General features: G+C 55.5%; 1 protein-coding gene. It reads right to left on the bottom strand.

What is annotated here, in order from left to right; all coding sequences use genetic code 11:
* Positions 1-156 precede the first annotated feature (156 nt).
* Positions 157-1,878, bottom strand: a 1,722-nt coding sequence (locus tag Xsto_RS20575; RefSeq protein ID WP_099126299.1) for a type VI secretion system Vgr family protein, incomplete at its 5' end; no start/stop codon positions are given.

Raw genomic sequence — 1,878 nt, 5'->3', positions numbered from 1 at the left:
CAGTTCGGCGACGTATTCCCCCTGTCCGGCAGGCATCAGCTGGTAGCCGATTTTCATGACCGCCACGTGATGCTCGGTATCTTCGACATCGAACATTTGATAGTTCATCACCGCAAAGGGGGTGAGGTTACGAAATTCCATCTCAGTCTGTCCTTGTTAGTTCAGGTCGATGTCTTTACCGGTGATTTGTACCGGACCACTGGCCTCAAATTTGAATTCACTGCCCTGAATGGTGATTTTGCCTGAGCTGTCCATCCGCAGGACGCTGGCACCGCATTTCAGCTCAATCACATCACCGGCATTGATGGACAGGGTATTACCGACCGTGATGGATTTATGGCTGCCGACCTGTTCAGTCTGGCTGGCCCCGACGGTAGTATTCATGCTGGTGCCGACAGTCAATGCGTAGACCATGCCGATGGTTTCCGTGCTGGTCATTTTCACCATTTCATTTTTGTGCTCATTCACCTTGATGGTCTGGTTTTTCTCCACGGTTTCGCTGTGGTTGGCCAGTACATGGGTATCGCGGTTATTGAGCACTTTGGTGTTCATGTCTTTCTGTGCGTGCAAATCCAGCCGTTCACTGCCCTTGGCATCTTCAAACAGCAGTTCGTTATAGCCTTGCCCCTTATGAGTTTTGGAGCGGAACGCCATCTGGGTTTTGCTGCCCGGTAAGCTCCCCGGTGGGATATTGCTGGCATGGTAAGTACGCCCGGTGACTATCGGTTGGTCGGGGTCGCCGTGCAGGAAATCCACCACCACTTCCTGTCCGATACGCGGAATAGCGAGCATGCCCCAGCCCTGACCGGCCCACGGCTGACTGACCCGTATCCAGCAGGAGCTTTGGTCATCGCTCTTACCGTATCTGTCCCACGGAAATTGCAGGCGCACACGCCCGTACTGGTCACAGAAAATCTCTTCCCCTGCTGGGCCGACCACTTTGGCAATCTGCGGGCCATCAATCACGGGTTTAGGTCGCGGAGCCGGGCGCCAGTTCTGGTTCTGACGGATGAAGGTGAAGTGGCTATTGAGTGTGGTGCCGGAGCCTGAGTTGGTGGTTTCCAGTGCCTGTGGTTGACTGCCGCTGTGGCTGGCGGAAACGGTCTGCCATGACTGATTCAGGTCTAACCGGGGATGGTTATCAAGAATGAATAGTTTGCCCGGTTGCAGAGCGATGGCATTGCCGCTGCCTTGCCCGGTCTCCGCGTCGCTGCGCAGCGCCTCCAGTCGGTAGCGGGTGAAATCCTTGCCATGGGCCTCATCTTTGAAGCGACCCGGATAGTCGTAGTGCTCGTAATACAATTGTTGCAGGTTCTCATCCCGCATCTGCTGCTGAAATTCTGCTGGCCATGCCGGGTTCTTGAAGGTGTAATCCTTCAACTGGACCTGAGCCGGACGGACCTGAGCGCTGCTGGTCAGGCTGCTGACCGCCGGTTCGCCCAGTGTACTGACTTCACCGGGCTGATAGGGCAGGCGTATGCCCGGTGGTACAGAGCCGCAGTCGTCAGCGAATACCAGCGTGTTACGCCCGTTACTGCATTCGAAGAAGTAGAAAATGCCTTCTTCTGCTGTCAGCCGTTGCAGGAAATCGAAGTCGCTTTCCTGATACTGCACGCAGAATTCGCGCTCCGGGTGTGGGTGACGCAGGTTGAATACCACATCGCGGATGCTGTGCTCTTTGAGGATTGTCGTGATGATATTGGTAATGTTGAGCTGCTGGAAGATGCGCGAATTCTGTCGCAGGGTCGTGCGCCACAGGTCAGGGCGGATGCTCATCCGGTAGGTGGTCTGGTGCAGGCCGGTATTGCCCTGTTCAAAGCGGGTGACGATGCCGGTGATGCTGCGCTGTTCGATACCGTTTTGCAGAATGGTCAGCGT

The organism is Xenorhabdus stockiae (assembly GCF_002632825.1).
Lineage (GTDB): Bacteria > Pseudomonadota > Gammaproteobacteria > Enterobacterales > Enterobacteriaceae > Xenorhabdus > Xenorhabdus stockiae.
This window is presented reverse-complemented; position numbering and strand designations above follow the sequence as displayed.